Source organism: Rathayibacter sp. AY1A5 (assembly GCF_002930875.1).
GTDB lineage: Bacteria > Actinomycetota > Actinomycetes > Actinomycetales > Microbacteriaceae > Rathayibacter.
Genome location: NZ_PSTM01000044.1, coordinates 1 through 5,260, shown reverse-complemented (window position 1 = coordinate 5,260; position 5,260 = coordinate 1). Strand labels below are relative to the sequence as shown.

The window sequence follows — 5,260 nt, the reverse complement described above, 5'->3', positions numbered from 1 at the left end:
CGGCGACCGTCAGGCCGCCGACCCCGCCGATGCCGGAGAGCGCGGCGACGCGTCCGCGGGAGGGCTTCAGTCCTACGAGGCCGCAGGCCGCGGCGGGGATGCGGATGGACCCGCCGCCGTCCGAGGCGGGGGCGAACGGCAGCAGTCCCGCGGCGACGGCGACCGCCGCTCCTCCGCTGGATCCGCCGGCCCCGAGGCGGGTGTCCCAGGGCGTGACGGCGGGCGGGCCGATCAGCGTCTCGGTGTAGGAGGGCATCCCGAACTCGGGCGCCGCGGTCTTGCCGAGGCTGACCGCTCCCGCCGCATCGAGCACCTCGACGATCTCGTCGGAGGCGGTGGGCACGTGGTGCTCGCGCAGCCGCGATCCGGATGCGGTCCGCACGCCCGCGCGCCGCCAGAGGTCCTTGTCGCCGCTCGGCAGGCCCCAGAGCGGAGCGGTGCCGGGCCCGGTGCCGAGCGATGACGCCCGCTCCCGCGCCCGATCGGCGGTCACCGTGGCGAAGGCGCCCAGCTCCCCGTTCCACCGCTCGATCCGGGCGAGGTAGTGATCGGCGAGCTCGAGAGGCGTGACCTCTCCGCGCTGCAGCCAGTCCCACTGCTCCTGGGCGCTGAGGTGGTGGAGTTCGAACATGGAACGACCCTATTCCGCCGCTCCGGGGAGCCGGCGGAACAGGGTCGTGGGGGTCAGGCCGCGCGGCGGCCGCTCTCGCTCGCCTCGTCGATGCCCCTCCGGGCGCCGTCGGGCACCACGGTGTCGCGGTCGATGCGGGCGCCGGTCGCGATCACGGCCGAGCGTCCGATGCGGGAGTAGCTCCCGATCCGCGCCCCCGGTCCGATGATCGCCTCGGGCCCGACGTGCACGTTCGCGCCGATGAAGGCGCTGTGCCCGATCATGGCGTCACGGTCGACCCAGCTGCCCGCGCCGATCCAGGCGCGCTCGCCCACGGTCGCGCCGGGCTCCACGTAGGCGCCGGTCTCCACGTACGCGGTCGCCGAGACGCGCGATCCGGGAGCGACCATGCCGCGTCCGTTCGCGTGGCGGCGGTAGACGATCTCGTCGTCACTGCCGCGCGCCCCTCGACCCTTGTTCATCCCTGTTCCTGCCATCTGCCTCTGGCTCCTCCGAGCTGTCCGGTGGGCGGGGCGCCGAGCCCCGTCCCGTCATCGGTACACAACAGCGGCGAGCGCCCGCGCATTCCCCGTTCGGGGGGCGCTGGCGCGGGGTGGAGGCGGGGCGGCGGGCGGAGCGGAGAGCGGGCGTCGGAGCGGACCCGCGCGGGCGTCCCCGGAGCGTCACTCCACCGCGTCGGCGACAGCGGTCACGACCGCGCGGAACCGGTCCGGCGCCTCGCGGATCCGCCGCCGGAGGAGGACCCCGGCGAGCGCCGACGAGGCGGGTGCGGCGACCAGCTCGCACTCGACCCGGGCCCCCTCCTCGTCCGCCAGGACCCGCCACTGCTCGACGCCGAGCACGGGGAGTCGGCGCTCGAGCCCGCTCCCCCGCCGCTCGTAGGCGCCGTCGGCCGCGAGGACGTCCGCGAGGGCGGCGAGCACAGGGGCGGGGTCGGCGTGGAGGACGGAGGCGAGGGCGAGGAGGCTGCGCACGGCGGCAGTCTCGCACGCCCCCGCGTCAGGAGCGGGCGTCGAGGACGCGCCGGAGCCAGTCGAACGACGCCTTGGGCACGCGGTCCCGGCTGCGCGTGTCGACGGCCACGAGCCCGTGCGGGCGGCTGTAGCCGTGCTGCCACTCGAACGCGTCGACCAGGGTCCAGAGCTGCACGGCCTCCACCGGCAGTCCGTCGTGGACGGCCTCGGCGAGAGCGGCCAGGTGCGCCCCGAGCCAGCGGATCCGCTCCGTGTCGACGATCGCACCCTCGCGATCGGGCTCGTCGGGGTAGCTCGCGCCGAGCGCGGTCACCACCAGCGGCGGCAGGGCGTCGCCGTAGCGCTCCACGAGGGACCGCAGCACCGAGACCACCGCCCAGGGCGCGACCGGCGAGCCGTCGCCCGTGCGGTCCAGCTCCGGCCAGGGCGCCGTGTGGAAGGGGAGCGCGGGAGGAGCGCCCACCCCGGTCGGCAGCGCCGGGTCGCGGCCCGCCACGATCCGCAGCGGCGGCAGCGGCGCGACCGCGTAGAAGTCGAGCGGAGCCGAGATGCGCGCGAGGTCGACCGGATCCGCCTGCGCGAGGGCGCCGAGGAACGGCGGCAGCTCCTCCGGTCCGACCGGGTAGAACCCGGTCAGCACGGCGTCGGCCACCAGGCGGTTCCGCAGGACGTCCGCCAGGGAGGCGAAGGCGCGGTCCCGGTCGTCGTCCGAGGCGGGCTCGACCGGCGCGAGCGCGTCGACGAGGCCGATCCTCCCGGTCACCTCCGCCGCCCGCAGCGCCTCCAGCGCCACGCCGTGCCCGAGGAGCTGGTGGTGCAGCGCCGGCAGGGCGCTGAACAGCCGGCCGGCGCCCGGCGCCTGCCGCGCGAGCGCGTAGCCCTCGAGCATCACCGTCGACGGCTGGTCGAGGGTGATCCAGTCGGCGACCCGGTCGCCGAACCGCCCGCCGAGCTCGAAGGCGAGATCGCCGAAGCGGAACGCGGTGTCGCGGTTCATCCAGCCGCCGCTGAGCGCCGACGGGGTGTCGCGGTGGTGCAGGGTCAGCGCGACCCGGATCCCCGTCTCGGCGAGCCCGTCGAGCAGGCGGTCGTAGAAGCCGAGCCCTCCGCGGTCGATCGGCCCGCGGCCGTCGGGCTGCAGCCGGGGCCACGAGACCGAGAGCCGGAGCTCGTCGACGCCGAGATCGACCAGCAGCGCGAGGTCCTCGCGCCAGCGCAGGAGGAAGTCCGTCGCGATCTCGGGAGTGGCCTCCTCGGCGATCGTCCCCCGTCGCAGCGCGAAGTCGTCCCACACCGACCGGCCACGGCCGCCCGTCTCGAGGGAGCCCTCCGTCTGGAAGGCGCTCTGCGCCAGTCCAATGCGCAGGCCCGGCGGCAGGAGTGCGCCCAGCTCGCGCGGATCGTCGAAGCGCGCAGCCTCGACGCGCACCTCCCGCCGATCGCGCCCGCGGGCCTCGTCTTCGCGCATTCCACTGTCCTCCGGATCTGATCGACGGGTATATTCTCGCGGAAGCGCTCTCCCGGATCTCCCCGACTCCCCCGACCGGCCGAGACGCCTCCTCCGGATGGTGTACATCCGGGAACAGTGGTGCGGCGCGCTTGACAGCTCCCCCCTGCCCCCGTGCAATGGACGCATCGTGAAATCGGGCGTCGACGTGGCAGTACCGGGGGGTTCACCGGTCGTGCCGGTGCCCCGACTCCGCCGATCCCCGCGGCGCACGGCCGCCCTGCTGCTGGTGCTCCTCGCGGCCGTCGCCTCCGTCTCCGGGCTGGCCGCTCCGGCCGCGCAGGCCGCCGCTCTCGCGATCACCGCTCCCTCCTCCGGCGCGGTCCTCAGCACGGGAGCGACGACGGTCACCGGCACGGCGACGGCCGGGGACCAGGTGCAGATCGGGCTCCGCGGCGGCGGCGACCCCCTCTGCATCACCACCGCGGGCCCCGACGGCGGCTGGAGCTGCGCCGTCTCCCTCGACGACGGGCCGGCGACCCTGGTCGCGGTGGAGCTCCTCGCCGGCGGCGGGACCACCTCGGCCGCCGTCCCGATCGCCGTCCTCAGCGCCCCCGTCATCGAGTCGGTCGACGGCTCGGCGACCTCCGCGGGCTCGGTCCGCGGCACGGCCTACCCCGGCGCGAGCGTCGCCGCGGTCTCGAACGGCGGCGCCGCGTGCCTGGCCACCGCCGACTCCGGCGGCGCATGGTTCTGCCAGCTCGCCCCCACTCCGGCGCCGGGCAGCTACCGCGTCACCGCGACGCAGACCGCCTCCTTCGCCGGCAGCGCCGCCTCGCCGGCCAGCGCGCCGGTGACCCTCGTGGTCGACACCGCTGCTCCTGCCGCCCCCGCCCTCACCTCGCCGTCGGACGGCGCCGCCCTGCCGCTCGGCGGCGCGTCCTACTCGGGGACGGGCGTGGACGGCACCCGCGCCTACGTGTACGTGGACCGGGTCAACACCTGCGACGCGGCGGTCAGCGGAGGCGCCTGGAGCTGCACCGGCGGCACGATCACGGCGGGCGCGCACCGGGTCTCCGCCATCGCCGGGGACAGCGCCGGCAACTACAGCCCGCCGAGCCCCTGGATCGACGTGACCTTCGCGGCGGCGACGACCGCTCCCACCGGCACGCCCAGCGCGACGACGCCGGCCGCCCCCGGTGCCGCGCCCACCGCACCCGGGGCCGCCGCGTCTCCCGCTCCGAGCAGTGCGGCGCCGACCGCGTCCCCGTCGCCCGTCCGCCCCGGAGAGGCCGCGCCCGCGCCCGAGGACGAGCCGACCGCCGAGCCCACCGCAGCACCGGTCCCGGCTCCCGACCAGGACGGCGGTGACGTGCCGCCGCAGCCCGCCCCCGACGCCGGATCGGAGCCGGGCGGCTGGAGCGCGGCGACCGGGATGACCACCGCGCTGTCCGCCGGATCGCCCGTCGTCTCGATGGCCGACTGGATGCGCTCCCTCGCCCTCGCTCTGCTCTCGCTCGCCCTGGTCGTCGTGCCGGCCCGCCTCGCCGCGGCCGGGCGCGCGCCCCGCGCCGAGCGCAGCTGGCACCTCACGGGCCGCAACCGCGCCGCCGTCGAGTACGACGACAAGCCGGACACCGGTCCCGCCTCGCCGCGCCTGATGGTCGCCGGGATGATCGGCTGCGCAGCCGGCCTCGTCCTGCTCTCGGGACGCGTCGACGGCCAGCCCGCCTACCTGCGCCTGCTGATCGCCGTCATCGTGGCCGTCGCCGTGGTCAACGCGGTCGCCGCCGCCGTCCCCGCGCTGGTCGGCCGACGGATCGGCGTCAGCGGGATCGGCGTCGCCGCCGCTCCGCGCGCGCTGCTCCTGGTCGCGGCGGCCGCTCTCGTCTCGCGCTTCGCGGGACTGGACCCGGCGCTCCTCTTCGGCGTGGTGATCGGCCTCGTCCTCCCCGAGGGCGCATCCGCCGTCGACCGCGCGAAGCTCTCCACCGTCCGCGTCGTCTCGCTGCTGGGTCTCGCCGGACTCGCCTGGGGCGCCTCCGCCGTGGTCCCGCCCGACGGCTCGTTCGGCTCCGTGCTCGCCGCCGAGGTGCTCAGCGCGACCACGCTGATCTCGGTCGGCTCGAGCGTGGTGCTGCTGTTCCCGGTCGGGCGCCCCGCCGGCCGCAGCATCCTGCGCTGGTCCCCGCTGCTCTGGCTCGGGCT

General features: G+C 76.5%; 5 protein-coding genes. 1 reads left to right on the top strand and 4 read right to left on the bottom strand.

What is annotated here, in order from left to right:
- The 4 genes from C5B98_RS16415 to C5B98_RS16400 all read right to left on the bottom strand — a co-directional run.
- The coding region (locus C5B98_RS16415; protein ID WP_146076991.1) for an amidase at window positions 1-631 on the bottom strand (631 nt) is incomplete at its 3' end.
- Window positions 632-684: 53 nt separating this feature from the next.
- Window positions 685-1,092, bottom strand: a complete 408-nt coding sequence (locus C5B98_RS16410; RefSeq protein ID WP_104317518.1) for a transferase — start codon at window positions 1,090-1,092, stop codon at window positions 685-687.
- A gap of 201 nt (window positions 1,093-1,293) precedes the next feature.
- On the bottom strand, window positions 1,294-1,605 hold the full coding sequence (locus tag C5B98_RS16405) for a hypothetical protein (protein ID WP_104227427.1): 312 nt from the start codon (window positions 1,603-1,605) through the stop codon (window positions 1,294-1,296).
- Window positions 1,606-1,630: 25 nt separating this feature from the next.
- Window positions 1,631-3,073, bottom strand: a complete 1,443-nt coding sequence (locus C5B98_RS16400; RefSeq protein WP_181065574.1) for a glycoside hydrolase family 1 protein — start codon at window positions 3,071-3,073, stop codon at window positions 1,631-1,633.
- 220 nt (window positions 3,074-3,293) lie between these two features.
- Between C5B98_RS16400 and C5B98_RS16395 the strand changes: the two genes are divergently transcribed.
- Window positions 3,294-5,260 (top strand): hypothetical protein (locus tag C5B98_RS16395; protein WP_181065573.1); only part of this gene is annotated, 1,967 nt, incomplete at its 3' end.

Excerpts from the sequence above, each read along its gene's own strand:
- C5B98_RS16410 (WP_104317518.1), bottom strand. The coding sequence starts at position 1,092 with ATGAACAAGGGTCGAGGGGCGCGCGGCAGTGACGACGAGATCGTCTAC.
- C5B98_RS16400 (WP_181065574.1), bottom strand. The coding sequence starts at position 3,073 with ATGCGCGAAGACGAGGCCCGCGGGCGCGATCGGCGGGAGGTGCGCGTC.